Raw genomic sequence first — 26,491 nt, 5'->3', positions numbered from 1 at the left:
CCGGTCACCCCTTCTCAGTCCCTCCAGACCACGCTGCTGGCGGAGTCGGCGCGTGTGGTGCGGAAATGGTTGGCCGGGTGGGCTGGGTCCGCCATGCCAAAGGAGATACCGCAGACGATGCTGCGGTCGTTGCCAATGCCCAGCACCTCGCGCAGCACGCCGGGGTAGGACGCCAGCGCCGCCTGTGCGATGGAGCCCACGCCCAGGCTGTGCGCGGCCAGCATGAAGTTGTTGACATAGGCGCCACAGTCCACCGCACCATAGACGCCCAGTGCCTCGTCGCTGGTGACGATGGCCACATGCGGTGCGCCGAACATCGTGAAGTTCTGCGCCGCCTGGCGGGCCGAGGCTTCGCGGTCACCCTTGGCAATGCCCAGGGCTTCGTACAGGCCCCAGCCGCATTCGCGCCGCCGTTCCTGGTACACGCCCCGGTATTCGCGGGGCCAGGGCAGGTCGGGGTTGGGGGCGGCGGTGGTCATGTGCGACTGCAGTGCGCTGCGCAGGCGCTCCAGCGTGGCTCCGCTGGCTATGGTGAGCTGCCAGGGCTGCGCGTTGCACCACGATGCTGTGCGCTGAGCGGTGGCCAGGATGGCTTCGATGGTGCTGCGCGGCAACGGCTCGGGCAGAAAAGCGCGGCAGCTGTAGCGGGTGTGGAGCAGCGTGGAGAGGGTGTCAAACGCCGGGCTGTGGGCGGCGGTCCCGTTCGCAGGGGATGTCATGGCGGTGGCTAGGCCTTCTTGGCCTTGGCGGCAGGCTTGGCCGCTGCCTTGGGGGCCGGCTTGTCAGCATCCGCGTCTGCCGCCGCTTTCTTCTTGTCGGCCGCTGGCTTCTTGGCACTGGGGTGCGGTGCATTGAGCAGTGCATCCAGCTGTTCGCCAATCTCGGCCTCGATGCGGTCCTTGAACGCGCCGAACAGAAAGCCGAGCTGTGCCTTCATCTCGAACTGGTGCGCATCCACCAGCAGCGTGCCCTTGACGCCCGAGCGGGTGAATGTAAGCAGGTCTTCCGTCTCGCCCTCTTCGTAGGTGCACTCCATGTCGAATTTTTCTTCTGCCTTTTCGGCCCAGGAGAAGGCGACCTTGCGGGCCTCCTTGAAGCCCAGGTGGTGGTCGCGGTGGATATGGATGTCAGGCACCGGGTGTCTCCTTGAGGTGTTGGGGGTCAGGTAAAAGGGCGCGCAGGGCCTCGTGCCGCTCGGGCTGGGGCTGCTGCGTCAGTTGCCGTACGGCATCATAAAACCGGGGCCAGTTGCGCCCCTCGCGTTCAAACAAGGCCTCGAACGCGGGCACCAGTTCGTCGTAGGCGGCCTGGGCGGCAAAACTGGCGTTGTTGGCCTGGGCCACCCAGCGGTCGTAGCCTGCCACCTGGGCAGTGGTGGCCCGGGGGGGCGTGCCGCCGGGGGCGTCCAGCCAGCGTGCGCGCAGTGCGGCATAGTCGTCTCGAAACGCTTGCATTGCTTCTTTTTTCATAGCACTCAAGGCATGATCTTCTAGCGCTTGAAGCTCCTTCTGCTCATAAATGGCCGCCAGGCGGGTGCGCGTGGCCCGGGTGAGCATGCGGAAGGCGCTGCGCCGCGCTTCGCTGGTGGCGTAGGCCTCGCGCGCGGCGGGGGTGGACTGCGTGGCCAGCCAACGCGCCACTCCAATGCGTTCCACCGCCGTGGCAAAGGACTCGTTGAACAAGGTGTCGTTTTGGGCATAGACCACCTGGTGCGCCAGCTCGTGGAACAGCAGGCGCACAAAGTCTCCCTCGGGCCAGGCGATGAAGGTGGACAGCAGCGGGTCGCCGCCCGCCCAGTTCATGTAGCCCAGCGTGGAGTAGGCGGGCACGCCGTACACCTCCACCTCCAGGCCCTGTGCGGACAGTTCGGCGGCCTCGGCCTGCGCCGCAGCTTCGGTGAAATAGCCCCGGTAGCCGATGCAGCCCGTGACCGGAAAGCACCAGGTGTGCAGCGCCAGCGAATAGGGCGGCGCGGCGACCACGTTCCACACGGCGGCGGGGCGCTTCAGGTCGGCATAGCGGCGGTAGCTGGCGTTGTCGGGCAGGCCGAGTTCTGCCACCGCAAAGGCCCGCGCACGTTGCGCCAGCTGCAAGCGCTCGCGCAGGGCGGGCGAGATGTCCTTGCGCGCCACCCATTCGTCAATCGGTTCTGCGGCATGCATGATCTGCATGTGCCCGCGCAGCGACTGCCAGTAGTAGCCCAGCGCGTTGGAGGGACCGGTGGTGCTGGCGCAGCCGGCCAGCACCAGGCAAAACATCAGGCTGAAAGTGGCCCGCAGGCGGGAAGGTGGCTGGCGCATGCAGCGCAGTTTATGGGCAGATTGAACCCTTTGCGTTCGCCCTGTCAGCAGCCTGGCTGTTGCGCTTTCTAGAATGCCGCGCATGACCCCTTTGACCGCTCCCGATCCTGCTCGCCCACCTGCGCTGGCCGACGGCCTGTTCGCTGACGAGGCCGGTTGCCCGCGCTGCACCTGGTGCCAGTCCACGCCGCTGTACCGCCACTACCACGACACCGAGTGGGGCTTTCCGGTGGCCGACGACCGCAGGCTGTTCGAGAAGATCTGCCTGGAGGGTTTTCAATCGGGCCTGAGCTGGCTCACCATCCTGAACAAGCGCGAGGGCTTTCGTGCCGCGTTCGCGAACTTCGACGCCGAGCAGGTGGCAGCCTTCGGCCCGGCCGAGATCGAGCGCCTGGTGCAGGACGCGGCCATCGTGCGCCACCGGGGCAAGATCGAGTCCACCATCAACAATGCCCACCGTGTGCTGGAGCTGCGGCGCGAGTTTGGTTCGCTGGCGCACTACGCCTGGCGCTACGAGCCCGCTGCCACCGACCGGCCCGAGCGCCTCACGCGCGACGTGGCGCGCACCCTGTCCACATCGCCCGCGTCGATGGCCATGTCCAAGGACCTCAAGAGACGTGGCTGGAGTTTTGTGGGCCCCACCACGGTGTACGCCTTCATGCAGGCCATGGGGCTGGTCAATGACCACCTGGAAGGCTGCCACTCGCGCCCCGCAGCGCTCGCTGCGCGCAAGGCGTTTGTGGTGCCGTGCGGTTGATCGTTCAGACCCGAGCCACGGGACGCAGCAGCCACAGCGCTCCCAACGCGGCGAGGCCCAGCAGTGTGGTGAGCCACAGGGCCGCTGCCCCGGCGCTGTCCAGCAGCATGCCAAACAGCACCGGTGCAAACGCCTGCGCCACGCGGGCGGGCACCATCATCAGGCCCTGGCGCGCGCCGTAGCCTGCTGGCCCAAACAGCACCAGTGGCAGCGTGCCCTTGGCAATGGTCAGTATCCCGTTGCCTGCCCCGTGCAGCACGGTAAATACTGCAGCCGCAGGCCCGCCCAGCACCATCAGCAGGCCCGCGCCCACGGGGTGCGCGGCGGCAGCGAGCTGGGCCGACAGCAGCGGGTGCAGGCGGCGCAGAAAACCAAACTCCAGCAGGCGTGCAGCCACCTGCGCAGGGCCCACCAGCGCGGCCATTGCCACTGCCGCCTGCAGCGACGTACCGCTGGCCTGCAGCAGGTGGGGCAGGTGGGCTGCCATGGCGGTGCTGGTGAACCAGGTGACCGCAAACACAAAGGACAGCAGCACGGTGGTGCGCAGCGGGCGTGCTGGAGTGGGCGGGGCGGATACGGCCGGTTCTGTGGCGGGCGCTGCGATGGCGTCCGTCGATGGTTCGGTGGCCTTTTCTGCGGCGTCGGCGCGCGGCAGCCAGCCATTGAGCGGCACCCCCACCAGCAAGTGCAATGCGGCCCAGCCCGCGCACGCTCCGCGCCAACCCCATTGCGTCTCCATCCAGGCCGACAGCGGCCAGCCCACGGTGCTGGCAAACCCCGCGATCAGCGTGATGCCGGTGATGGCGCTGCGCGCGCCCTGGCCGTACAGCCGCACCAGCGTGGCAAACGCCGCCTCGTAAAGGCCCGACCCCATGGCCACGCCCATTAGCACCCACGCGGCAAACAGGCCCACCGGGCCTTGCGCCAGGGCCATGCCCGCCAGAGCAGCTGCAAACAGCAGGTTGGTGCCCATCAGCACCGGGCGGCCGCCATGGCGGTCGATGGCTCGGCCCGCGAAAGGCCCGAGTAGTGCCGACACGATGAGCGCCACGGAAAACGCCGCGAACACCGTGGGGGTGGCCACACCCAAGTCGCGCGCCATGGGCGCGGCCAGCATGGCAGGCAGGTAGTAGGACGAGGCCCAGGCCAGCGTCTGGGCCGTGCCCAGGCGCGCCACGGTCCAGCGTTGTGACGCGGCGCTCATGCCGCGCGGTGGGCCATGGCGGGGGCGCGCGAGGTTGCCTCAGACACGCTGGCCCTGCGCGTTGATGACGACTTCGCCATCCTCCTTGGTGAAGGCACCTTGCTGCGGTGCGGGCAGGATGTCCAGCACTTTCTCGGACGGGCGGCACAGCCGCGTGCCCAGGGGCGTGACCACTATGGGGCGGTTGATGAGGATGGGGTGCTGCAGCATCGCGTCGATGAGCTGCGCGTCGGTGACGCCCGGTGCGTCCAGTTGCAGCTCGGTGAAGATCGCTTCCTTGGTGCGCACGGCGTTGATCACCGGCTCGCCGGTCGCTGCAATCAGCGCCACCAGCGTGGCACGGTCGGGCGGGGCTTTCAGGTATTCGATGACCTCGGGCTCCATGCCGCTGTTGCGGATCATGGCGAGGGTGTTGCGGGACGTGCCGCACTTGGGGTTGTGATAGATCGTGATGGTGGTCATGGCGTGCTGGAAAGTACGGAAACAATGGGCGAAAGTTTGCCACTGCGCTGGGGCCAGCCCGGTAAATTTTCCAACGCGTTCAGCAGCCGCAGGCCCGCATCGCCCAGCACTCCGTCGTTGTGCACCTCCAGGCTGGCCGCGCCCGGCGGCGGGCTGTAGGCCAGCGCGCGCTGCACGCGGGCCTCCACCTCTTCGCGCGTCTCGCGGCCCCGCGCCAGCAGACGTTCGCGCAGCACCTGCGGGCTGGCAGTGATGTGCACAGCCACCAGGCCCGGGAAGCGCGCCAGGGCCTCGGGCAGGTAGGCGCGCGAGCCATTGAGCAGCACCCAGTGACCCTGCGCCAGCGGCGCCAGTTGCGCATGCCGCACGCCGTAACCCAGGCCGTTGGCCTGCCAGTGCAGGGCAAAGGCGTGGTCGCTGCACAGCGCAAAAAACGTTTGGGGCGAAACGCTTTCATGCACTTCGCCGGCAGACGTCGCGGCACGGCTGATGGTGCGCTGCGCCCAGTGCACGGGGCAAGGGGTGGGCAGGTGTGTCCGTAACCAGTTCAGCAGGCTGTCCTTACCCGCACCCGAGGGGCCCATGCAGTAAATCAGTCTGCCGGTGGTCATGCGCCCATCTCCAGGTGATCCAGCAGCACAAAGTCGGCGCCGGGTATGGGCTCTGCGAACAAGGCCAGGCTGTTGAACTTCAGCATGGGAAGGTCCGAGAAGAACTCCTGCGCGGCCTCGAACACCAGCGCCTGCGTCTGTTTGTCCACCTGCGCCAGGCTGCCGGTGAGCGACATGTGAAAGCGGAACTCGTCCAGCACAAAGGGGTAGCCCCATTGCTGCAGCAGCGCGTCCTGCCGGGCAGTGAGCCCCGCCGAGCGGCGCCGGGCCAGGTCGGCGTCGGACAAGGGTGCGGCCAAGGGCTGCAGCGCCGTCACGCAGGTGGCGGCGGTCTCCTGGATCTGCGCATTGGCGGGGTGCAACGCCGGGGGCACCAGCGCTAGAAAGTCGTCGATGCGTTGCACCTGCAGGGGCGGCAGCACAAAGGGTTGCAGACAGCGCGCCACGGACTGCACGGCCTGGTGCAGCGTGATCCAGTCGGTGCCGGGCGCCAGCGCAAACGGCGCCTTGAGCGTGGCGTGCCAGCCGTAGCGGCGGGGTGCTGCGGTCAGGCGGTGCAGGTCGTCCGCCGCCACGCCGTCGATGGCGAGCTGTTGCAGTGGCTGCAGCAGCGCGGCGCAGCGCCCCAGCCAGTGGCTGCCGGCCAGCCAGCCCAGGCTGCCCGGGTTGGGTGCGAAATAGACCGCATAGCGGTGGTGGGTGGGTGGCATGTCAGGCGTGTTCATCGTGGTCAATGGTCAGTTTCACGCGGTCGCCCGCAAACCAGGCGCGCGCCCATTCGATGGGCCTGCCTGCCAGGTCCACGTTCAAGCTCTCTACCTGCAGCACGGGGCGTGAGGTGGGCTGGCGCAACTGGGCGGCCACTTCGGCGCTCGGCAGCTCGGCGGTGATGCGGCTTTCGCGGCGGGTGTAGTCGGCCACGCCGTGGGCGGTGAAGCCTGCGGTGATGGAGCCTGTCTCGCGCACCACGGCCGCCAGGTTCTCGAAGCGCGGCAGGGGAAAGTAGCGCTCGCTGATGTGCAGGGGCTGGCCCTCGGCGTCGCCCCGAACGCGCAGCGCCAGCAGCGGGCTGCGCGCGGGCACTTGCAGCGCCTTCGCCAGCGCCGCCGTGGCGCGCGTGGTCTGGGCCTGCAGCACCACCAGGCTGCCGCGCAGCCCCGCCTGTGCCAGGCCCTGCTGGTGGCGCGTGCGCTTGCCCAGCACCAGGTCCACCGCAAAGTCTTCCACATAGGTGCCGCTGCCCTGCGTGATGCGCACTAGCCCCTGGCTGCACAGGCTGGCGAGCGAGCGGCGGATGGTGTGGCGGTTCACGCCGAACTGCTCGGCCAGCGCGTGCTCCGAGGGCAGTCGCTGGCCCGGCGGATAAACGCCGCTGCCGATGGCCTCGGCCAGCTCGGCGGCTATGCGCGTCCAGAAGCTGTCGCGCGCAGGGCGCAGTGGTGGTGCTTGCAGGACCTGTAGCGGGGTCGTGAGAGAGGTGGTGCTGGCTGTCATGAAACCTACATGCGCGCTCTTTAAGCTGGCGCCAGTTGTTCAATTTGTCTATACAACTTTCAGGGTACCACTTCCATGTTTCAAGCCTTTGACAACCCGGGACCGGGCCGCCCCCTGGGCCGCGCGCACTGGATGGCGCTGCTGGCCCGGGCACCGCTGGGGCTGCTCGAATCTGCCTTGCACGAGCATGCCACGCGCCCCGCGCGCTGGCTGCGTGCGCCCGAGACCGGCCTGATGATGGTGCAGGGCCGCGCTGGCGGAACGGGCGAGCGCTTCAACCTGGGTGAGGTCACCGTCACCCGCTGCGCGCTGCGCGTGGCCGACGCATCGGACGCCGCTGAGGCCACTGTGGGCGTGGCCTACGTGCTGGGCCGCTCGCACCGCCAGGTGCAGCTGGCCGCGCTGGCCGACGCGCTGCTGCAAGACCCCGCACAACAACCGGTGCTGGACGCCCAGCTGCTGGAACCCATCCGCGCCCACCTGCGCACCACCCAGGCCGAGCGCCAGGCCCGTGCCGCCAGCACCAAGGTGGACTTCTTCACCGTGGCGCGCGAGAGCGGTTCTGACAACGATGAGGACACCGAATGAACACGACCCCCTTGGCATCGCTGGGTGCCGGATTCTCGAACGAAGCCTTTGGCAGCCAGGCGGTGTTCCGCGCCGTGCTGCAGGCGCTGTCGCACCCCGGCCGCACGGTGGCGGTAGAACACGACGCGGAGGCTCCTGCCGTGGGGCATGCCGCGTCGGCGGCCGTGCTGCTGGCCCTGCTCGACAGCGATTGCACGTTGTGGCTCTCGCCCAGGCTGGCAGCCAGTGATGCCGGTGCCTGGCTGCGCTTTCACACGGGCTGCACTGTGGTGGCCGACGCTGCACAAGCCCGTTTTGTGTGGGTGGCCCAGGGTGATGCGCTGCCGGCCCTGAACCGTCTGGCTCTGGGCACCGACATCTACCCCGACCAGTCAGCGACTTGCGTGGTCGATGTATCGCGTGCCGCCGCCACCACGGCGGACGCGAGTGATGCGTGGCACTTGCGTGGCCCCGGCATCCAGGAGGTGGCGGCCTTGCAGGTGGATGGTTTGCCCGACGACTTCGAGGCCCAGTGGGCGGCCAACCATGGGGTGTTTCCACGTGGTGTGGATCTGCTACTGGCCACTGCGGACCACATCGTGGGTCTGCCACGCACCACGCGGGCAACGCGCGGTGCCACTGCCCTTCAGGAGGCCTGAGCATGTACGTAGCCGTCAAAGGCGGAGAAGCCGCCATTCTCAACAGCTACCAGTTGCTGGCCCGCCAGCGTCGGGGCGACGCCGCACAGCCTGAACTCTCTGTGGAGCAGATCCGCCAGCAGCTCAAGCTGGCGGTGGACCGCGTCATGACCGAGGGTTCGGTGTACGACCCCGAACTCGCCGCGCTGGCCATCAAGCAAGCGGCGGGCGACCTGGTGGAAGCCATTTTCTTGCTGCGCGCCTACCGCGCCACGCTGCCGCGCCTGGGCACCACCTGCCCGCTGGACACCAGCCGCATGGTGCTGGACCGGCGCATCTCTGCCACTTTCAAGGACCTGCCCGGTGGCCAGGTGCTGGGCCCCACCTACGACTACACGCAGCGCCTGCTCGACTTCAAGCTGCTGGCCGAAGGCACGGTGACGCGGCCTGTCGCTGCGGCAGCGGCTGTGCCATCTGGCCCCACGCCGCGCGTGGTGGACCTGCTCAACCAGCAAGGCCTGATCGAAACCCGCCCCGTGCCCCCGGGCGACCCGGCGCCTACAGACCTGACCCGCGAGCCACTGCGCTTCCCCGCCAACCGCGCCACACGCCTGCAAAACCTGGCGCGCGGCGATGAGGGCTTCCTGCTCGCCATGGCGTATTCCACGCAGCGCGGTTACTCGCACTCGCACCCGTTTGTGGGTGAGGTGCGCCTGGGCACGGTGGCGGTGGAGATCGACCCCGAAGAGCTGGGCTTTGCCATCGACATCGGTGACATCGAGATCACCGAGTGCGAGATGGTGAACCAGTTTGCAGGCAGCAAGAGCCAGCCCCCGCAGTTCACGCGCGGCTATGGCCTGGCGTTTGGCCACAGCGAGCGCAAGGCCATGGCCATGAGCCTGGTGGACCGCGCCCTGCGCGCGGATGAGCTGGGCGAGCCGGTGGAGTCGCCCGCACAGATGCAGGAGTTCGTGCTGGGCCACAGCGACAGCCTCGAAGCCTCGGGCTTTGTGCAGCACCTGAAGCTGCCGCACTACGTGGACTTTCAGTCCGAGCTGGAGCTGGTGCGCAAGATGCGCGCCGCTGCCGCCCACCCCACCACCCCCGCTGAGGAGGATGCCGCATGAACGCGCCCATGGAACCCGCCGTGATGGGCCTGCCCGCCGACGCCGCACCGGTGGACGGCCACTTCAACTTTGCCTACCTGGACGAGCGCACCAAGCGCATGATCCGCCGCGCCATCCTCAAGGCCGTGGCCATCCCCGGCTACCAGGTGCCGTTTGGCTCCCGCGAGATGCCGCTGCCCTATGGCTGGGGCACGGGCGGCATCCAGGTCACCGCGTCCATCATCGGACCAGAGGACTGCCTCAAGGTCATCGACCAGGGATCGGACGACACGGTCAATGCGGTCAACATCCGCCGCTTCTTCGAACGCACCACGGCTGTGGCCACCACCACCCGCACGCGCGAGGCCACGCTGATCCAGACGCGCCACCGCATCCCCGAGACGCCGCTGACCGAAGGCCAGGTCATCGTCTACCAGGTGCCCGTGCCCGAGCCCATGCAGCGCCTGGAGCCGCGCGAGACCGAGACACGCACCCTGCACGGCCTGGCCGAGTACGGGCTCATGCACGTCAAGCTCTACGAAGACATCGCACGCTATGGCCACATCGCCACCACCTACGACTACCCCGTGCTGGTCAACGGCCGCTATGTGATGGCGCCGTCGCCTATCCCGAAGTTCGACAACCCCAAGATGCACATGAACCCCGCGCTGCAGCTGTTTGGTGCGGGCCGCGAAAAGCGCATCTACGCCGTGCCGCCCTATACGCCGGTGGAGAGCCTGGGTTTTGAGGACCACCCGTTCGAGGTGCAGCGCTGGGATGCTGCCTGCGCGCTGTGTGGCGCCACCGACAGCTTTCTGGACGAGGTCATCACCGACGACCAGGGCGGGCGCATGCATGTCTGTTCCGATTCGGACTACTGCCAAGAGCGCCAGGCGCAGCAGGCCGAAACGGCGCGCGTGGAAGGCGGCGCCGCATGAGCACCGTGCACATCCGCGAAGCCCGGCAGGCAGACCTGGAGAGCGTGCTGGCGCTGTATGCCGCCATTGAAGACAGCCCGGCCGACGTGCTGACCCTGGAAGAAGCCCAGGCCGTGTGGGCCCAGTTCGCCCGCTACCCCAGCTACCGCCTGTGGGTGGCCTGCGACCCCTCGCAGCACGGCGCCGTGGTGGGCACCTATGCGCTGCTCGTCATGCACAACCTGGCGCACCGGGGCACGCCCTCGGCCATCGTGGAAGACGTGGTGGTGGCGCAGGACCAGCAGGGCCGAGGCATTGGCCGCCAGATGATGGCCCACGCCATGCAGCAGGCGCGCGACGCGGGCTGCTACAAGCTCGCGCTCTCGTCCAACGCCCGCCGCAAGGGCGCGCATGCCTTCTATGAATCCCTGGGCTTTGCGCAGCATGGCCTGAGCTTTGTTGTCGAGACCCTCACATGAATCACCCCGAATCTTCTGCGCCGCTGCTGAGCGTGCGCAATGTCAGCAAGCGCTATGGCGATCGCGTGGCGCTGCAAGGCGCGTCCTTTGACCTGTGGCCCGGCGAGGTGCTGGCCGTGGTGGGCGAGTCGGGCTCCGGCAAGTCCACCCTGCTCAACGCCATTGCGGCGCGCAGCGCCCCGGACGAAGGCACGGTGCAGTTCCGCCAGCGCAGCGGCGAGCTGCAGGACATCTACGCCATGACCGAAGCGCAGCAGCGTCTGCTGGCCCGCACCGACTGGGGCTTTGTGCACCAGAACGCGGCGGACGGCCTGCGCATGGATGTGTCCGCCGGTGCCAACGTGGGCGAGCGCCTGATGGGCCTGGGCGAGCGCCACTATGGCCGCCTGCGCGCCACGGCCACGGAATGGCTGCAGCGCGTGGAGATCGACGCGGCGCGCATCGACGATGCACCGCGCACGTTTTCGGGCGGCATGCGCCAGCGCCTGCAGATTGCGCGCAACCTGGTCACCCAGCCTCGCCTGGTGTTCATGGACGAACCCACCTCGGGCCTCGATGTGTCGGTGCAGGCGCGCCTGCTGGACCTGCTGCGCCAGCTCACGCGGCAGATGCAGTTGGCGGCCATTGTCGTCACGCACGACCTGGCCGTGGCACGCCTGCTGGCCCACCGCATGGTGGTCATGCAACGCGGCCGCGTGGTGGAGGCTGGCCTGACCGACCAGGTGCTTGACGACCCGCAACACCCTTACACCCAGCTCCTCGTTTCTTCGGTACTGCAGCCATGAACCAGCCCCCTTCCATTGCGCCCATTCTCCAGATGCAAGGAGTGGCCAAGCGCTTCACCCTGCACCACCAGAACGGCATTGAACTGCCCGTGCTCGCCCAGGTGGACCTGGCCGTGCAGCCCGGTGAATGTGTGGTGCTGGACGGCCCCTCGGGCATGGGCAAGAGCACGCTGCTCAAGATGATCTATGCCAACTACCGGACCAATGCGGGCCGCATCACGGTGCGCTCGGCCGATGGCGCCGTGGTGGATGTGACGCAGGCCACGCCGCGTGCGCTGGTGCAGCTGCGGCGGGACACCGTGGGGTACGTGAGCCAGTTCCTGCGGGTCATTCCACGTGTGTCGGCGCTGGACGTGGTGGCCGAGCCACTGGCGGAAGACGCCGGAGACGACCCTGCGGGCATCGAGGCCGCGCGCGATACCGCCCGCCAGTGGCTGACCCGCCTGCGCATCCCCGAGCGGCTGTGGCATCTGCCACCCGCCACCTTCTCGGGCGGGGAGCAGCAGCGCATCAACATCGCCCGCAACATGATCAAGCCCAAGCCGCTGTTGCTGCTGGACGAGCCCACCGCATCGCTCGATGCAGCCAACACCGAGACCGTGATCGCCATGATCCGCGAGGCGGTGGCGCGCGGGTCGGCCCTGGTGGGCATCTTTCACGATGCACAGGTCGGCGCTGCCGTGGCCACGCGCCGCGTGAATGTGGGTGACTTCCGGGGAGCATCGGCATGACCGCGACCGTGTTCAAGAACGCCCGCATGGTGCTGCCGGGCGAAGTGGTGTTGGGCAGCCTGCACGTGGATGGCGGGCGCATTGCCTCGCTGGACAGCGGGGCCACCGCGGCCTTGCAAGGCATCGACCTGGGGGGCGACTACCTGCTGCCCGGGCTGGTCGAAATCCACACCGACAATTTCGAGCGCCACCTGATGCCGCGACCCAAGGTGCAATGGGCCGAGATGCCTGCGCTGCTTGCGCACGACGCCGAGATTGCGGCCGCAGGCATCACGACAGTGCTCGACGCGCTGGGCGTGGGCGAGGCCGACGTGGACAGCCTGCGCGGCAGCGCCTGGAACCGCGTGCTCGACACCATCGACACCTGCACCGAGCGCAACCTGCTGCGGGCCGACCACCACCTGCATGTGCGCTGCGAGCTGCCTGCGCCCAACACCATCGACCTGTTCGAGCCGTTCCACGGGCACCCGCGCCTGTCGTTGATCTCGCTGATGGACCACACCCCAGGTCAGCGCCAGTGGGAGAACATCGAGCAGGCGCGCACCTACTACACCGGCAAGAAGGGCTGGAGCGCCGAGAAATTCGAGCGCCAGGTGGCGCACGCTGCCACGCTGCAGGCGCAGTACGCCGAGCCACACCGTGCGTACTTTGTGGATTACTGCCGCACGCACGGCATCTCGCTGGCCAGCCACGACGACACCACGGTGGCCCATGTGGAGCAGGCCCATGCCGAAGGGGCCGCGATGTCGGAGTTCCCGACCACACTGGCCGCAGCCCAGGCCGCGCACGAACGTGGCTTGCTCACCGTGATGGGCGGGCCCAACGTGGTGCGCGGTGGTTCGCACTCGGGCAATGTGGCGGCGGCCGATCTGGCACGCCGGGGGCTCTTGGACATCCTCTCGTCCGACTACGTGCCCGGCAGCTTGCTGAGCGCGGTGATGCGGCTGGTACAGGACGACATCCTGCCCCTGCCACAGGCCGTGGCCACCGTCACCTGCAACCCCGCCAAGGCCGCGGGCATGGCCGACCGGGGCGCGCTGGCGCCCGGCCTGCGCGCCGACCTGGTGCAGGTGCACATGGCTGAGCTGCCTGATGGCGGTCGCCAGGCCGTGGTGCGTGGGGTGTGGCGTGAAGGGCAGCGCGTCCTGTAGAGCGCGTGCAGGTCGTTTCCTGACATCCAAACTTCTCCCAACTGTCAAAGCACTGTCACGCCCGACAACCACACTCCGGTTGTCTAGACGACTTAACCCCCAGGAGGCTGCCATGACCGCCGCACTGCACATCCACCAACTGAACAAGCATTTCGCCAACGGCAAACACGCCCTGCGCGACATCAACCTCACCGTGCAGCGCGGCGAGATGGTGGCGCTGATTGGTGCCTCGGGCTCGGGCAAGTCCACCCTGCTGCGTCATGTGGCGGGCCTGGTGGTAGCCGATGCGGCCAGCGATTCGCTGATCGAGGTGGACGGCCGCTGCGTGCAGCAGGGCGGGCGCATCCACAGCGACATCCGCAAGGTGCGTTCGCAGGTGGGCTTTGTGTTCCAGCAGTTCAATCTGGTGGACCGCTTGCCGGTGTTGATGAACGTGCTGGTGGGCCTGCTGCACCGCACGCCCTGGTGGCGCGGCTGGCTGCGCATGTTCAAGCCGCAGGAGCGCGCACTGGCGCTGGAAGCGCTCCACCGCGTGGGCATTGCCGAATGCCATGCACAACGTGCTTCCACCCTGTCCGGCGGGCAGCAGCAGCGCGCGGCCATTGCCCGCACGCTGGTGCAGGGCGCCAAGGTGGTGCTGGCCGACGAGCCCATCGCCTCGCTGGACCCCGAGTCCTCGCGCAAGGTCATGGACATCCTGGCCCGCATCAACCGCGAGGACCGCTGTACCGTCATCGTGTCGCTGCACCAGGTGGATGTGGCCATCAAATACTGCCCCCGCGTGGTGGCCTTGCACCACGGCCAGGTGGTGTACGACGGCCCGTCGGCGGCCCTCACGCCCGCACTGCTGCGCAGCCTGTATGGCGTGCACGCCGACGAAATTCTGTCGGATGCAGCGGGTGCCCCACCAGCACCCGTGCATGCCCCAACACCCGTCCCGCAGTGGACGCCCGCCATGGTCCAGGCCGCCTGAACGGTCTTTTGTTTCTTTTCAATTCCTTTCTCTGGAGTTTTCAACATGTTCAAGAAACTGTGTGCCGCCCTGACGATCGGGCTGGGTTTGACCACGGGCGCGTTGGCTCAGGACATCAACTTCGGCATGATCTCGACCGAGGCCTCGCAAAACCTCAAGGCCGACTGGCAGCCCCTGCTGGATGACATGGCCAAGCAGACCGGTCTGAAGATCAACGCCTTCTTTGCATCCGACTACGCAGGCCTCATCGAAGCCATGCGCTTCAACAAAATGCAGGTGGCCTGGCTGGGCAACAAGTCGGCCATGGAAGCCGTGGACCGCGCCAATGGCGAAGTCTTCGCGCAGATGGTGAACGCAGACGGCACGCAGGGCTACTACTCGCACCTCATCGTGCACAAGGACAGCCCCCTGGCCACCCTGGATGACGTGCTCAAGAACGGCAAGTCGCTGAGCTTTGGCAACGGCGACCCCAACTCCACCTCGGGCTTCCTGGTGCCCGGCTACTACGCCTTTGCACAGAACAAGATCGACGCGAAGACGCACTTCAAGATCACGCGCAGTGCCAACCACGAGACCAACGCGCTGGCCGTGGCCAACAAGCAGGTCGATGTTGCCACCAACAACAGCGAGAACCTGGAGAAGATCAAGGAGCGCCAGCCCGAGAAGTTCAAGGACATCAAGATCGTCTGGACCTCGCCCCTGATTCCGCTGGACCCGCTGGTGATGCGCAAGGACTTGCCCGAGGCCACCAAGACCAAGATCCGCGACTTCTTCTACAACTACGCCAAGACCGATGCGCGCGAGAAGGAGATCGTGATGAAGATCTCCAAGCTCTCGGGCTTCAAGCCATCAACGAACGCACAGCTCACCCCCATCCGCCAGCTGGACCTGTTCGGCAAGCGCAACAAGATCGAGGCCGACGCGACGCTGGCTGATTCTGACAAGAAGACCCGCCTGGCCGAGATCGACCAGCAGCTGGCGTCGTTGAAGTAATCCGTAGGTTTCTTGTTGCGACCCGGGTGTCTCCATGTCCTCTGCTTTGAATCCCTCGCTGGCCACGCTGGCCAACACCACGTCGCCCAAGCGCAGCCTGGCCTGGTACCTGTCGTGGGGCATCCTGCTGGTGTTGCTGGCGGCGTCCTGGAAGGGCGCCGACATGCGCCCGTTCGATCTGTGGAACGACTCGGGCAACATGGTCAGCTATGCGGCGGAGTTCTTTCCGCCCAATTTTTCGCAGTGGCAGATCTATGTGCAGGAGATGCTGGTCACGCTGCAGATCGCGCTGTGGGGCACGGCGCTGGCGGTGGTCACCGCCGTGCCGCTGGCACTGCTGGCTTCGTCCAACATCGTGCCCTGGTGGGTCTACCAGCCGGTGCGCCGCGTGCTGGACGCGTGCCGCGCCATCAACGAAATGGTGTTTGCCATGCTGTTTGTGGTGGCCGTCGGCCTGGGGCCTTTTGCGGGTGTCCTGGCCCTGTGGATCCACACCTCGGGTACCCTGGCCAAGCTGTTCTCCGAAGCCGTGGAGGCGATTGATCCGCAGCCCGTGGAAGGCATCCGCTCCACCGGTGCGAGCGCACTGCATGAAATCATCTATGGCGTGATTCCGCAGGTCATGCCGCTGTGGATCTCGTACACGCTTTACCGCTTCGAGGCCAACGTGCGCTCGGCCTCGGTGGTGGGCATGGTGGGCGCCGGAGGCATTGGGGTGGTGCTGTGGGAAATCATCCGGGGCTTCCAATACGCCGAAACCTGCGCCGTGATGCTCATCATCGTGGTCACGGTGAGCGTCATCGACCTGGTGTCGGCCCGCATCCGCAAGGCACTGGTCTGACAAGGAGCACACCATGGCATTGAACCTTGAAGACATTGCCCACCTGCTCGCTACCCGGGGCGTGAACCAGTACGGCCGCGAGGCGGTCAGCCAGCTGGAGCATGCGCTGCAGTGTGCACAGTGGGCCGAAAAATCGGGTGAAACCCCGGCCACTGTCGTCGCGGCCCTGCTGCACGACCTCGGCCACCTGCTGGCGCCCGGGGGCGACTCGGCCGAGCAGGACGACCTGCACCAGTACATGGCCATCCCGTTCTTGCGGGGCCTGCTGCCCGACGCGGTGCTGGAGCCCATCCGCCTGCATGTGGATGCCAAGCGCTACCTGTGCACCATGGAGCCGGGGTACTGGGAGACACTGTCGCCCGCATCGCAGCACAGCCTGGTGCTTCAGGGCGGGCCCTTCACGCCCAAAGAGGCGATGCAGTTTGCGGCCCAGCCCTTTGCGCAGGAGGCCATCCGTCTGCGCCGCTATGACGACCATGCCAAGGTGCCGGGGCTGGTCACGCCCCCGCTGGGCTACTACATGGCGCTGGTGCAGCGGCTGGTGCCAGTTCCGGCGGCGGTTGCCGCTGCGGCTGAACTCGCCCCGGTGGCTGCGTAAAAAGCCGCGCGACCAAGCCGAGGCCGCCCCAACGCATCAACCTCCCTTGTCGCCATTCACCCAGCCCAGGTCCAGCGGCCGGTCCTCGAATTCGGTGTTCAGGACCACGGTGCTCGTGGTGCGCGCCACGCCGGGAATCGCCTTGATCTGGTAGAGCACGTCCTCCAGCCCGCGCGCGTGCGTGGTGCGGATCTTGGCCAGGAAGTCGTGCTCGCCAGCCACGCTGTGCAACTCCTCCACCTGGGGGATACCGCGCAGGCGCGGCGCAATGTCGCGGCAGTGCGCGCCGCCATCGTTGCGGATCGCCACAAACGCGGTGAAGTTCAGCCCCACGCGTTCCGGGTCCACGCTGATCGAAAACCGGCGAATCACGCCCTTGTCCAGGAGCTTCTTTACGCGCTCATGCACGGCGGCGGTGGACAGTCCCACTTCGGCCCCCACATCGGCATAGGAACGTCGGCCATCGGCGCCTAGCGCCGAAATAATTCTGGCGTCCATGTCATCTGTCTGAATATTTGCTTGCATAACCGCTCGATTTTGGTAAAAATTCCGAAAACCTCGCGGCTTCCATAAATTATTCGGTCAGGTGAAGAATATGCCGGCAATTTTCAATGCGCAAGCCCATGCACAGCGCAAAGGGGCGGTGGCCATGGCACTGCTCCTGGTCTACATCGTGTGGGGCACTACCTATTTCGCCATTGGTATTGCGCTGCAGAGCATGCCGCCACTGCTGATGAATGCGATCCGCTTTCTGTGTGCTGGGGGGGTGATGCTGCTGATTGCGCTGTGGCAAGGCCATGCATTGCCCACGTGGGTGCAATGGCGCAACTCGGCTGTGGTGGGCGGCTGCATGGTGTTTCTGGCCATGAACCTGATGGGTTTTGCGCAAAAGCTGGGCATTGGCTCGGGCCTGATGGCCACGGTGGTCACCACCATGCCGATGTGGCTGGCACTTTGGTCGCGCTGGGGCGGCGAGCGCGTGCCGTTCACCAGCTGGATCGGTCTGGCCCTGGGCGTGGTGGGTGCGCTGCTGCTGGCGCTGGAGGGCGACTTTTCAGCCACCTGGCTCGGTGCGCTGCTGGCCTTCGGTGCACCTCTGTGCTGGAGCGTGGGCTCGTATGCATCGCGCAAGCTGTCGCTACCTGCGCCCGCCATGGCATCGGCCGCGCAGTGGTTTGCGGGGGGCTCCATGGGGCTGGTGGTGGCGTTGTGGTTTGAGCCGTTGAGCGCCCTGGGCCAGGTCACTGCCAAGTCGTGGGCAGCGTGGGTCTACCTGCTGGTGTTTGGCACCTTGGTAGCGCTCAATGCGTACCTGTGGCTGCTGCAGAACACGTCGGCCGCGCTGGCGGGCAGCTATTCGTTTGTGAACCCTGCGGTGGCTTTGCTGGTGGGCGTGGCGCTGGGGGGCGAGCTGCTCACGGGCTGGGTGTTTGCCGCGCTGCCGTTGATTGGGGCGGCGCTGGCGTTCATTCTGTATGGGCAAGCGCTGCAGCGGTGGCTGGAAAAGCTCAGTCCGGGATTACAGCGGTTGCTTCAATCTCGATCTTCGCGCGCTCTTCCATGAGCCCCGCCACCTGCACGCAGGCCATGGCCGGAAAGTTCTTGCCCAGCACCTCTCGGTAGACCGCGCCCAGCTCCTTCAAGCGGCTGTTGTATTCGTTGCGGTCGGTCACGTACCAGGTCAGCCGCACCAGGTGTTCGGGGCCTGCGCCGCCAGCCTCCAGCACCGCCCGCACGTTCAGCAGCGTCTGCCTCGTCTGGTCGATGAAGTCGTCGCTCTCAAACTGCTGCTGCGCATTCCAGCCGATCTGGCCGCCGGTAAAGACCATGGTGCCGCGTGCGGCCACGCCGTTGGCGTAGCCCTTGGGGGTGACCCAGCCTTCGGGCTGCAAAAGGGTGTTTTTCATCGTCATGTTGTTTTTGTGGAAGTGGGCGATGTGGTGGAGGGTGATGCGGCCGCACCCTGGCGCAGCTTGAAACGCTGCAGCTTGCCGGTTTCGGTGCGTGGCAGGGCTGTCACAAACTCCACCACGCGTGGGTATTTGAACGGGGCGATGGTGGCCTTCACGTGGTCCTGCAGGGTCTTGACCATGGCGGCGTCGCCGGTGTGGCCGGGCTTGAGCACGCAGATGGCCTTGACCACCATGCCGCGCTCTTCGTCGGGCACGCCGATCACCCCGCACTCGGCCACGGCCGGGTGGCGCAGCAGGGCGTCTTCCACCTCGGGGCCGCCCACGTTGTAGCCGGCGGTGATGATCATGTCGTCGTCGCGTGCCTGGTAGAAAAAGTAGCCGTCAGCGTCTTGCGTGAACGCATCGCCCGGGTAGTTCCAGCCATCCTTCACGTACTTGGCCTGGCGCGGGTCGTCGAGGTACTTGCAGCCCGTGGGGCCGATCACCGCGAGCTTGCCCACGGTGCCGCGCGGCAGCTCGTTGCCGTTGTCATCTACCACCTTCGCGGTGTAGCCGGGTACCACCTTGCCGATGGCGCCGCGCCGGCTTTCTCCACCGGGCGAGGAAATGAAGATGTGGAACATCTCGGTGGCGCCGATGCCGTCCGTCATGTCGAGGCCAGTCGCCTCCTTCCACAACTGGCGTGTGGCGTCGGGCAGGCCTTCGCCCGCGCTCACGCTGGTGCGCAGCTGGGGCAGGCCGATCTGCTTGGCGAACGGTGCCATCTGCCGATAGAAGGTGGGGGCGGTGTAGCAGATGGTCACGCCCGCGTCGCGCATCAGCCGCACCATGGTTTCGGGGGTGTAGGGCTGGTCCGGAAAGTACACGCTGGCCCCGGCCCACATCGGAAACACCAGCAAGCCGCCCAGGCCGAAGGTGAACGCCAGCGGAGGAGAACCCGCCACGATGTCGTCGGGCGTGGCCTTGAGCACATGGCGCGGCCAGGCCTCGCAGCCTGCCAGCACATCGCGGTGCGTGTGCACGGCCGCCTTGGGGGAGCCTGTGGTGCCCGAGGTGAACGCCATCAGCGCGATGTCGTCCGCCGACGTGGGGCAGGGCGGCGTGGTGCCGGGCTTGCCCTGCGCACGCTGCAGCAGGTCTGCCGCATCGGGCGCGGTGTGAAACGGCACGACGGTAGCCAGCACCGGGAGCTGTGTTTGCGCCGTCTGCAGTTCGGCCAGCAGGCGGCCGTCGCACAGCGCCAGCGTAGGCTGGGCGCGGTCGATGATGCTGCCCAGCTCCACCGCGCGCAGCAGCGGCATGGTGGCCACCGCAATCAGACCGGCGTAGACCGTGCCCAGCCAGGCCAGCGCCATCTCCACCGTGTTGCCGCCGCGCAGCAGCACGCGGTTGCCGGGCACGAGGCCGTGGTCCTGCGTCAGTACCTCGGCAATGCGCGCGGCCTCGATGCGGGCGTCGCGGTAGGTATACGTGCGGTGCGGGCCGCGCAACAGGGGGCGGTCGATGTGGCCCGCACTTTCGGCCTGGTCGAACAGCGCCTGCACCAGGTTGGCCTGGTTGGCGATCTGCAGCTCCGGCAGGTCGTAGCGCAGCGTGGGCCAGGCCTCGGGTGCAGGCATGCGGTCGTGCACGAAATGGTCGGGCTGGGCGGAGGGGGCTTTCATGCGATTACTCCTGCAAAACGGCCTTACCGATGATGAGCTGCTGCACTTCGGTGGCGCCTTCGTAAATGCGCAGCGAGCGGATGTCGCGGTACAGCGATTCGACCTTGCTGCCCACTTCCACGCCGCGCCCGCCGTGCAGCTGCAGCGCCATGTCGATGACGCGTTGGGCGTTTTCAGTGGCGGTCATCTTGGCCATCGCTGCTTCTGCAGTGACCCGGGCTTGGCCCGTGTCGCGCAGCCAGGCCGCGCGGTAGGTGAGCAGCGCGGCGCTGTCCACCAGCGCGGCCATCTCGCCGATCTTGGCTTGGGTGAGCTGGAAGTCCGCCAGCGTCTGGCCGAACATGCGGCGCTGGCGGGCGTGGTGCACGGCCTCGGCCAGTGCGCGGCGCGCCATGCCCAGTGCGGCGGCGGCCACCGATGCGCGGAAGATGTCGAGCGTGCGCATGGCCAGCTTGAAGCCGCCGCTCTCGTCGCCCAGCAGCGCGGTGGCGGGCACGTTGCAGTTGGTGAACTGCAACGTGGCCAGCGGGTGGGGCGCCATCACATGGATATGGCGCGAGGCGTCCAGGCCCGGCGTGTTCGCATCGACGATGAAGGCGCTGATGCCGCGCGTGCCGCCGCTCGGGTTGGTCTTAGCGAACACGCAGTAGAAGTCGGCGATGCCGCCGTTGCTGATCCAGGTTTTGGTGCCGTTCAAGCAAAAAGTGCCTGTAGCGCTAGTCGAATCTGTGCTGGCAGCTATGGTTTGCATAGCGCCCACATCTGATCCCGCCTCGGGCTCGCTCAGCGCAAACGCAGCAATCAGTTCGCCACGCGCCACGCCTTGCAGGTAGTGCGCCTGCTGCGCGGGGCTGCCCGCCAGCGTGATCGCACCGCTGCCCAGTCCTTGCATCGCAAACGCAAAGTCCGCCAGCGGCGAGTGGTAGGCCAGGGTCTCGCGCAGCAGCACCAGCGCGCGCGAGTCGAGCGCCGGCAGCGCGCCGCCGTGCGCCGCGGGCACGCAGTAGCGCAGCCAGCCGCCCGCGCCCAGGCGCTGCACCCAGTCGCGGCAGGCGGCGCGGTCGTCGGTTTCATCGACCTCTTGCGCAGCGGCCCAGGGCAGCAGGCCCTCGGCCAGCGCGCGGTGGGCATCGTCGAAGAAGGGCAGGGCCAGGTGCGCCGTCGAGGGCGGGCGGGGGGCCGGGGGCGTTGCGACGTGCATGGGTTCAATCTCCCTGGAACACGGGCTTTTGCTTGGCGGCGAACGCTTCGTAGGCGCGGCGGAAGTCTTCGGTCTGCATGCAGATGGCCTGGGCCTGCGCTTCGGCTTCGATGGCCTGCTCGATGGTCATGCTCCACTCCTGGCTCAGCATGGTCTTGGTCATGCCGTGGGCGAAGGTGGGACCGTCGGCCAGCGTGCGCGCCGTGGCCTGCACGTTGGCCAGCAGGTCGGCGCTCTCATACAGATCGTTGAAGAAGCCCCAGGCGAGACCCTCGTGCGCCGTCATCGCGCGGCCGGTGAACAGCAGTTCGCTGGCGCGGCCCTGGCCGATCATGCGCGGCAGCAGTGCGCAGGCGCCCATGTCGGCACCGGCCAGGCCCACGCGGGTGAACAAAAAGGCGGTCTTGGTGGCCTCGGTGCCGTAGCGCATGTCGCAGGCCAGCGCCATCATCGCGCCCGCACCGGCGCAGATGCCGTCGATGGCGCCCAGCACGGGCTGCGGGCAGGCGCGCATGGCTTTGACCAGGTCGCCCGTCATGCGCGTGAACTCCAGCAGTTCGGGCATGGTCATGGTGGTCAGCGGGCCGATGATCTCGTGCACGTCGCCGCCCGAGCAGAAGTTGCCGCCCGCACCGGTAATGACGATGGCCTTCACGTCGGTGGCAAAGCGCAGCGCGTAGAAGAAGTCGCGCAGCTCGGCATAGCTCTGGAAAGTCAGCGGGTTCTTGCGGTCCGGCCGGTTCAGCGTGACGGTGCCCACGCCATCGGCAAAACTCCATGCGAAGTGCTCAGCGACGTAGCTGGCCTGCGGGTTGAACTGATCGCGCATGGGGTTGTTCGCCCCGATGTAGTGTTTCATTCGGCTGCCTCCAAAGAATTGTTTTGTGTGTGCTCTTTCACCTTACCCAGCAGGCGGTACAAGGTGGCTATGTCGCGCTCGCCCAGCGTGGCGAAGGCTTCGACGATCCATTGCTCGTGCTGGCGTGCCATGGTGTTGAACTGCTCGCGGCCTTGTGGCGTGAGGCGTACCAGGTACGCACGGCGGTCACCCTCCACGTCCATGCGCTCCACCAGCCCTTCGGCCACGAGCTGGTCGGTGATGCCGGTGATGTTGCCGCTCGTCACCATCATGCGGCGCGAGAGTTCCTTCATCTTCATGCCGTCCGGCACGCGCTCCAGCTGTGCCATCAGGTCAAAGCGCGGCAAGGTGGTGTCGAACTGCGCGCGCAGGTGGCTGCGCACCTGCTTTTCGATGAGCTGGGTGCAGGTGAGCAGGCGCAGCCACAGGCGCAGGGCCTCGGGGTGTTCGCTGGGGGCGGCGCCGTGCAGGCGGGCTTCGAGGTCCATGGTGGTTTACTCGATGGCTGCGGGTTTGCTGGATTCCTGCGCCGGGGCGTCCTGCGCGGCCATCTGCTTTTGCTTGGCAATCTCGCGCAGCATCTGGTCGCGGCCGCTGTGGTATTGCACGGGCCAGTCGGTGTGCGCTGCGGCCACGGGGCTCAGTTGCGCAGCGGCGTGCAGCGTCCAGGCCGGGTCGGCCAGGTGGGGGCGGGCCATGGCACACAGGTCGGCGCGGCCGGCCGCGATGATGCTGTTCGCGTGGTCGGCCTCGGTGATCGCGCCCACCGCCATGGTGGCAATGCCCACTTCGTTGCGGATGCGGTCGGCAAACGGCGTCTGGTACATGCGGCCGTAGACGGGGCGCGAGTCGCGCGTGGTCTGGCCGGAGGACACGTCGATCAGGTCCGCGCCTGCGGCCTTGAACAAGCGCGCAATGGCGATGGCGTCGTCGGCAGTATTTCCGTCAGGGAGCCAGTCGTGGGCCGAGATACGCACGCTCAGCGGCTTGTCGGCCGGCCACACGGCGCGCAGCGCGGTCAGCACCTCCAGCGGGTAGCGGCAGCGGTTCTCCAGGCTGCCGCCGTACGCATCGGTACGCTGGTTGGTGGCGGGGCTCAAAAAGCTGGCCAGCAGGTAGCCGTGTGCGCAGTGCAGCTCCAGCCAGTCAAAGCCGCAGGCCATGGCCCGGCGGGCGCTGTCCACAAAAGCGGCGGTCACGCGGTCCATGTCGGCGCGGGTCATGGCGGCGGGTGTCTGGTTCTGCGCGCCATAGGCGATGGGGCTGGCGGCCAGCAGGGGCCAGTTGCCCGCCTCCAGCGGCTCGTCCGTGCCCTCCCATCCCACGCGGGTGGACCCCTTGGGGCCGCTGTGGCCGAGTTGCAGGCCGATCTTGGCCGTGCTGCTGCCGTGCACAAAGTTGACGACGCGCGCAAAGGCGGCTTGTTGTGCGTCGTTCCACAGACCGGGGCAGGCGGGGGTGATGCGGCCCTCGGGCGTGGGGCTGGTCATCTCCACCATCACCAGCGCCGCGCCGCCGAGGGCGCGCGCGCCCAGGTGCACCAGGTGAAAGTCCTGCGGCACGCCCTCGACTGCGCTGTAGGTGGCCATGGGCGAGACAACGATGCGGTTCTTGAGCGTGAGGCCTTTGAGCGTGAAGGGCGTGAGCATGGGCAGAATCGCGGCCTTGCCACCCGCGAGCCAGGCCTCATAGCCCTCCAGCCACGCGGCATCGCGCAGCCGCAGGTTCTCGTGACTGATGCGCTGGCTGCGCGTGAGCAGCGAGTAGGTGAACTGCTCCACGGGCATGCCGGCGTAGCGCGCCACGTTTTCAAACCACTCGGTGCTGTTGCGCGCGGCGTTCTGGATCTTAAGCACCTCCACGCTGCGGCGCGCTTCATAGTGCTGCAGCACTTCGTCCATGGGCAGGCCGGTGGCGAACTCGTTGGCGAGGTCGATGGCGTCTTCCAGCGCCAGCTTGGTGCCGCTGCCAATCGAGAAATGTGCCGTGTGCGCTGCGTCGCCCATCAGCACGATGGGCACACGCTTGCCGCCAACGGTCTCGCGGTGCACCCAGGTGTTGCAGATCACGCGCGGAAAGCGGATCCAGTTGGCCGAACCGCGCAGGTGCGTGGCGTTGCTGATGAGCGCGTTGCCGTCCAGGTATTGGGCAAACAGCTTTTCGCAGAATGCAATGGCCTCGGGCTGCTCCATCTGGTCCAGGCCGTGGGCCTTCCACACGGCCTCGGGCGTTTCGACGATGAAGGTGGAGGTGTCGGCGTCAAACTGGTAGGCGTGGGCCTGGAACCAGCCATGCTCGGTCTGCTCGAAAGCAAACGTAAAAGCGTCGAACTTTTTCTTGGTGCCCAGCCATACGAAGCGGCACTGGCGCAGATCGATGTCTGGCTGGTAGGTGGCTGCGTAGCGGGTGCGGATGCGGCTGTTGAGGCCGTCGCTGGCGATGACCAGGTCGGCGTTGTACTGCGCAGCCAGCGCCTGGTCGTCGGCCACGTCGGTTTCGAACACCAGCTCCACGCCCACCGCCAGGCACCGGTCCTGCAGGATGTTGAGCAGGCGCTTGCGGCCAATGCCGCAGAAGCCGTGGCCGGTGGAGCGCACGCTGCGCCCCTTGAAGAACACCTCGATATCGTCCCAGTGGTTGAATGCGTCGCCGATCAGGGCTGCCGTGGGCGCATCCGCCGCCTGCAGGTTGGCCAGCGTCTGGTCCGACAGCACCACCCCCCATCCGAAGGTGTCGAACGGCCGGTTGCGTTCGACCACCGTGACGCGGTGCGAGGGGTTTTGCTGCTTCATGAGCAGTGCGAAGTAGAGACCGGCGGGCCCACCGCCAATGCAGAGGATGTTCATGTCAAAATAGTTTAGGCTTAAACAAAATACTGTCAATGGGGCCTTCCCGGCGAAACCCCTGATGCCATTGCGGGGTGTTGACGCAGTGCAGCAAATTTTTCAAGATGCTCCGCATGAAGCACTTGCTGCACACCTTGGAGGGGCGGCTGGCGGCCTTGCCGGTGCCGATGGCGGTCCAGTTGCCTGCGGGCCAGCAACTGGGCGCGCCCGAGCCCGCCGTCACCTTGCGCTTTCGCGACCGCATGGCCCTGGTGGCGCTGGCCACAGGCGAAATCGGCAGCGTGGGGGCTGCCATCGTCGAGGGGCGTGTGGCGCTGGAAGGCGGGATGCGCGACCTGATGGTTGCGGCCGCAGGCCTGCTGACCCGCGACCCGGCCCGCGACCAACACCTCGGCTGGTGGCGGCGGGTGCTGGCACGCGCGCGGTCCATGGCGTCGCATACGCTGGCGCACGACGCGCGCCATGTGCAGTTTCACTACGACCTGTCGGACGACTTCTACGCGCTGTGGCTGGATCCGCGCCGCGTGTATTCGTGTGCCTACTACCGATCGCCCGACTTGACACTGGCCCAGGCACAAGAGGCCAAGATCGACCACATCTGTCGCAAGCTGCAGCTGCAGCCCGGCGACCGGTTCCTGGACATTGGCGCGGGCTGGGGTGGCCTGCTGCTGTGGGCGGCTGAGCACTACGGCGTGGATGCCACAGGCATCACGCTGTCGCGCAACCAGCATGCGCATGTGCAGCAGCGCATTGAAGAGCGTGGGCTGCAGGGGCGCGTGCGCATGCAATTGGTGGATTACCGCGAGTTGCAGGTGGAGCAGCCCTTCGACAAGATCGCGTCGGTGGGCATGTTCGAGCATGTGGGCCGCGCGCAGATGCTGCGTTATTTTGAAACCGTGGCCCGCCTGCTGCGCCCGGGCGGGCTGGTGCTCAACCACGGCATCACGGCCGGGGGCTCAGACAACGCGCAGCTGGGCGCAGGCATGGGTGACTTTATCGAGCAGTACATCTTCCCCGGCGGCGAGCTTTTGCATGTGAGCGCGGTGCTGCACGACATGGCGCGCGCGGGCCTGGAGATGGTGGACACCGAGAACCTGCGCCCGCACTATGCGCGCACGCTGTGGGCGTGGTCCGACGGGCTCGAAGTCCGATTGCCTGCAGCCCGTGAGGTGCTGGTCGCACAGGGAGGGGAGGAACCGGGTGATAAGGTCTTGCGTGCGTACCGCCTGTACCTTGCGGGCAGCGCCCTGGGTTTTGAACGTGGCTGGATGGCGCTGCACCAGATGCTGGCCATCAAGCCGGATGGCGACACGGCCAGAGGCCTTTTGCCCGGCGCACAATCGAGCTATCCGTTCACCCGCGACTACATGTATGCGGACCCTGGCAACCTCTTCCGATAGG

Annotated in this window: 30 protein-coding genes; 15 read left to right on the top strand and 15 right to left on the bottom strand. The window is 67.1% G+C overall.

Going from position 1 to position 26,491, the window contains the following annotated elements:
- Positions 1-14: 14 nt before the first annotated feature.
- From CLU87_RS18605 to CLU87_RS18595, 3 genes are read right to left on the bottom strand one after another with little or no spacing between them, the layout of a single operon-like run.
- Positions 15-719: a nitroreductase gene (locus CLU87_RS18605; RefSeq protein WP_099731423.1), complete on the bottom strand. Its 705-nt coding sequence runs from the start codon at positions 717-719 to the stop codon at positions 15-17.
- 8 nt (positions 720-727) lie between these two features.
- Positions 728-1,135 carry a polyhydroxyalkanoic acid system family protein gene (locus CLU87_RS18600; RefSeq protein ID WP_099731422.1) on the bottom strand — a complete coding sequence of 136 codons (408 nt, stop codon included), beginning with the start codon at positions 1,133-1,135 and terminating at the stop codon, positions 728-730.
- The gene (locus CLU87_RS18595; RefSeq protein ID WP_099731421.1) at positions 1,128-2,300 is read right to left on the bottom strand and encodes an aminopeptidase; all 1,173 of its coding nucleotides are present in this window, start codon (positions 2,298-2,300) and stop codon (positions 1,128-1,130) included. Before CLU87_RS18595 ends, CLU87_RS18600 begins: the two co-directional genes overlap by 8 nt.
- Positions 2,301-2,382: 82 nt before the next feature.
- Here CLU87_RS18595 and CLU87_RS18590 point away from each other — a divergent pair, with 82 nt between their 5' ends.
- Entirely contained in the window at positions 2,383-3,057 is a 675-nt protein-coding gene (locus CLU87_RS18590) for a DNA-3-methyladenine glycosylase I (protein WP_099732241.1), read from the top strand.
- A gap of 4 nt (positions 3,058-3,061) precedes the next feature.
- Here CLU87_RS18590 and CLU87_RS18585 read toward each other — a convergent pair whose 3' ends face one another.
- From CLU87_RS18585 to phnF, 5 genes are read right to left on the bottom strand one after another with little or no spacing between them, the layout of a single operon-like run.
- Entirely contained in the window at positions 3,062-4,261 is a 1,200-nt protein-coding gene (locus tag CLU87_RS18585) for an MFS transporter (protein ID WP_099731420.1), read from the bottom strand.
- Positions 4,262-4,300: 39 nt separating this feature from the next.
- On the bottom strand, positions 4,301-4,723 hold the full coding sequence (gene arsC, locus CLU87_RS18580) for an arsenate reductase (glutaredoxin) (RefSeq protein ID WP_099731419.1): 423 nt from the start codon (positions 4,721-4,723) through the stop codon (positions 4,301-4,303).
- The gene (gene phnN / locus CLU87_RS18575; protein WP_099731418.1) at positions 4,720-5,334 is read right to left on the bottom strand and encodes a phosphonate metabolism protein/1,5-bisphosphokinase (PRPP-forming) PhnN; all 615 of its coding nucleotides are present in this window, start codon (positions 5,332-5,334) and stop codon (positions 4,720-4,722) included. The genes arsC and phnN overlap by 4 nt, the downstream gene beginning before the upstream one ends.
- Entirely contained in the window at positions 5,331-6,059 is a 729-nt protein-coding gene (locus tag CLU87_RS18570) for a DUF1045 domain-containing protein (RefSeq protein ID WP_099731417.1), read from the bottom strand. The genes phnN and CLU87_RS18570 overlap by 4 nt, the downstream gene beginning before the upstream one ends.
- Positions 6,046-6,828: a phosphonate metabolism transcriptional regulator PhnF gene (phnF, locus tag CLU87_RS18565; RefSeq protein ID WP_099731416.1), complete on the bottom strand. Its 783-nt coding sequence runs from the start codon at positions 6,826-6,828 to the stop codon at positions 6,046-6,048. Before phnF ends, CLU87_RS18570 begins: the two co-directional genes overlap by 14 nt.
- 75 nt (positions 6,829-6,903) lie before the next feature.
- Here phnF and phnG point away from each other — a divergent pair, with 75 nt between their 5' ends.
- From phnG to CLU87_RS18505, 12 genes are all read left to right on the top strand, one after another.
- Positions 6,904-7,416 carry a phosphonate C-P lyase system protein PhnG gene (gene phnG / locus CLU87_RS18560; protein ID WP_099731415.1) on the top strand — a complete coding sequence of 171 codons (513 nt, stop codon included), beginning with the start codon at positions 6,904-6,906 and terminating at the stop codon, positions 7,414-7,416.
- The gene (gene phnH, locus CLU87_RS18555) at positions 7,413-8,054 is read left to right on the top strand and encodes a phosphonate C-P lyase system protein PhnH (RefSeq protein WP_099731414.1); all 642 of its coding nucleotides are present in this window, start codon (positions 7,413-7,415) and stop codon (positions 8,052-8,054) included. The genes phnG and phnH overlap by 4 nt, the downstream gene beginning before the upstream one ends.
- A gap of 2 nt (positions 8,055-8,056) precedes the next feature.
- A complete protein-coding gene (locus CLU87_RS18550) occupies positions 8,057-9,160 on the top strand; it encodes a carbon-phosphorus lyase complex subunit PhnI (RefSeq protein WP_099731413.1) in 1,104 nt (367 codons plus the stop codon).
- Positions 9,157-10,077, top strand: a complete 921-nt coding sequence (locus CLU87_RS18545; protein WP_099731412.1) for an alpha-D-ribose 1-methylphosphonate 5-phosphate C-P-lyase PhnJ — start codon at positions 9,157-9,159, stop codon at positions 10,075-10,077. The genes CLU87_RS18550 and CLU87_RS18545 overlap by 4 nt, the downstream gene beginning before the upstream one ends.
- The gene (locus CLU87_RS18540) at positions 10,074-10,535 is read left to right on the top strand and encodes a GNAT family N-acetyltransferase (RefSeq protein WP_099731411.1); all 462 of its coding nucleotides are present in this window, start codon (positions 10,074-10,076) and stop codon (positions 10,533-10,535) included. Before CLU87_RS18545 ends, CLU87_RS18540 begins: the two co-directional genes overlap by 4 nt.
- Positions 10,532-11,320, top strand: coding sequence for a phosphonate C-P lyase system protein PhnK (phnK, locus tag CLU87_RS18535; protein WP_099731410.1), 789 nt, complete (start codon positions 10,532-10,534; stop codon positions 11,318-11,320). The genes CLU87_RS18540 and phnK overlap by 4 nt, the downstream gene beginning before the upstream one ends.
- On the top strand, positions 11,317-12,051 hold the full coding sequence (gene phnL, locus CLU87_RS18530; RefSeq protein WP_099731409.1) for a phosphonate C-P lyase system protein PhnL: 735 nt from the start codon (positions 11,317-11,319) through the stop codon (positions 12,049-12,051). Before phnK ends, phnL begins: the two co-directional genes overlap by 4 nt.
- Positions 12,048-13,202 (top strand): alpha-D-ribose 1-methylphosphonate 5-triphosphate diphosphatase, encoded by a 1,155-nt coding sequence (locus CLU87_RS18525; protein ID WP_099731408.1) that lies wholly within the window; start codon positions 12,048-12,050, stop codon positions 13,200-13,202. The genes phnL and CLU87_RS18525 overlap by 4 nt, the downstream gene beginning before the upstream one ends.
- Before the next feature lie 112 nt (positions 13,203-13,314).
- On the top strand, positions 13,315-14,175 hold the full coding sequence (gene phnC / locus CLU87_RS18520; protein WP_099731407.1) for a phosphonate ABC transporter ATP-binding protein: 861 nt from the start codon (positions 13,315-13,317) through the stop codon (positions 14,173-14,175).
- Between the two features lie 45 nt (positions 14,176-14,220).
- The gene (phnD, locus tag CLU87_RS18515) at positions 14,221-15,168 is read left to right on the top strand and encodes a phosphonate ABC transporter substrate-binding protein (RefSeq protein WP_056059741.1); all 948 of its coding nucleotides are present in this window, start codon (positions 14,221-14,223) and stop codon (positions 15,166-15,168) included.
- Positions 15,169-15,202: 34 nt separating this feature from the next.
- Entirely contained in the window at positions 15,203-16,009 is an 807-nt protein-coding gene (phnE, locus tag CLU87_RS18510) for a phosphonate ABC transporter, permease protein PhnE (RefSeq protein WP_099731406.1), read from the top strand.
- A gap of 13 nt (positions 16,010-16,022) precedes the next feature.
- A complete protein-coding gene (locus CLU87_RS18505; RefSeq protein ID WP_099731405.1) occupies positions 16,023-16,607 on the top strand; it encodes a phosphonate degradation HD-domain oxygenase in 585 nt (194 codons plus the stop codon).
- Positions 16,608-16,643: 36 nt separating this feature from the next.
- On the opposite strand, the gene CLU87_RS18500 is transcribed toward CLU87_RS18505, so the two are convergent.
- Complete coding sequence (locus tag CLU87_RS18500) at positions 16,644-17,105, bottom strand: Lrp/AsnC family transcriptional regulator (RefSeq protein WP_056059735.1); 462 nt, start codon at positions 17,103-17,105, stop codon at positions 16,644-16,646.
- A gap of 97 nt (positions 17,106-17,202) precedes the next feature.
- Here CLU87_RS18500 and CLU87_RS18495 point away from each other — a divergent pair, with 97 nt between their 5' ends.
- Entirely contained in the window at positions 17,203-18,171 is a 969-nt protein-coding gene (locus CLU87_RS18495) for an EamA family transporter (RefSeq protein WP_099731404.1), read from the top strand.
- On the opposite strand, the gene CLU87_RS18490 is transcribed toward CLU87_RS18495, so the two are convergent.
- From CLU87_RS18490 to CLU87_RS18465, 6 genes are read right to left on the bottom strand one after another with little or no spacing between them, the layout of a single operon-like run.
- Positions 18,116-18,514 (bottom strand): RidA family protein, encoded by a 399-nt coding sequence (locus CLU87_RS18490; RefSeq protein ID WP_055400021.1) that lies wholly within the window; start codon positions 18,512-18,514, stop codon positions 18,116-18,118. The genes CLU87_RS18495 and CLU87_RS18490 overlap by 56 nt on opposite strands.
- Before the next feature lie 2 nt (positions 18,515-18,516).
- On the bottom strand, positions 18,517-20,184 hold the full coding sequence (locus CLU87_RS18485) for an AMP-binding protein (RefSeq protein ID WP_099731403.1): 1,668 nt from the start codon (positions 20,182-20,184) through the stop codon (positions 18,517-18,519).
- A gap of 4 nt (positions 20,185-20,188) precedes the next feature.
- Positions 20,189-21,385, bottom strand: a complete 1,197-nt coding sequence (locus CLU87_RS18480) for an acyl-CoA dehydrogenase family protein (RefSeq protein WP_099731402.1) — start codon at positions 21,383-21,385, stop codon at positions 20,189-20,191.
- A 4-nt stretch (positions 21,386-21,389) separates the two neighbouring features.
- Positions 21,390-22,244: an enoyl-CoA hydratase family protein gene (locus CLU87_RS18475; RefSeq protein ID WP_099731401.1), complete on the bottom strand. Its 855-nt coding sequence runs from the start codon at positions 22,242-22,244 to the stop codon at positions 21,390-21,392.
- The gene (locus CLU87_RS18470; protein WP_099731400.1) at positions 22,241-22,732 is read right to left on the bottom strand and encodes a MarR family winged helix-turn-helix transcriptional regulator; all 492 of its coding nucleotides are present in this window, start codon (positions 22,730-22,732) and stop codon (positions 22,241-22,243) included. The genes CLU87_RS18475 and CLU87_RS18470 overlap by 4 nt, the downstream gene beginning before the upstream one ends.
- Before the next feature lie 6 nt (positions 22,733-22,738).
- A complete protein-coding gene (locus CLU87_RS18465) occupies positions 22,739-25,090 on the bottom strand; it encodes a bifunctional salicylyl-CoA 5-hydroxylase/oxidoreductase (protein WP_099731399.1) in 2,352 nt (783 codons plus the stop codon).
- A gap of 113 nt (positions 25,091-25,203) precedes the next feature.
- On the opposite strand from CLU87_RS18465, the gene CLU87_RS18460 reads away from it, so the two are divergent.
- A complete protein-coding gene (locus CLU87_RS18460) occupies positions 25,204-26,490 on the top strand; it encodes a class I SAM-dependent methyltransferase (RefSeq protein WP_099732240.1) in 1,287 nt (428 codons plus the stop codon).
- Position 26,491: the final 1 nt, after the last annotated feature.

It is taken from the genome of Acidovorax sp. 59, assembly GCF_002754175.1.
GTDB classification, from domain to species: domain Bacteria; phylum Pseudomonadota; class Gammaproteobacteria; order Burkholderiales; family Burkholderiaceae_C; genus Acidovorax; species Acidovorax delafieldii.
Note: the sequence above shows the minus strand (reverse complement) of the source record. Positions and strands in the feature narration are given on the sequence as shown.